At 37.7% G+C, this 204-nt stretch carries 1 pseudogene; it reads right to left on the bottom strand.

Going from position 1 to position 204, the window contains the following annotated elements:
* Positions 1 to 204 (bottom strand): annotated as a pseudogene (locus ACG9ZB_RS17795) (IS4 family transposase); the annotation flags it as partial.

Here is a 204-nt window from a genome sequence, read left to right as displayed (position 1 = left end):
CCCAAAACCAATTAAACGCTGAATCGCCATTTGAACATAGTCTAAACCATAGCGAAATAAACTCATTGAGAGTCGTCCATGCTTCTTTATTTTTATCACTTTTTTTTGATCATGTTGCCATTCACCTGTTAAATAGCACCAACAGAAACCGATAGCTAGCACTGCTATCAATTTCTTGACTCGTCTAGGGTCTGTTAAACGAGT

The sequence above is a fragment of the Acinetobacter johnsonii genome, assembly GCF_048551975.1.
In the GTDB taxonomy this organism is placed as follows: Bacteria; Pseudomonadota; Gammaproteobacteria; order Pseudomonadales; family Moraxellaceae; genus Acinetobacter; species Acinetobacter johnsonii_A.
Note: the sequence above shows the minus strand (reverse complement) of the source record. Positions and strands in the feature narration are given on the sequence as shown.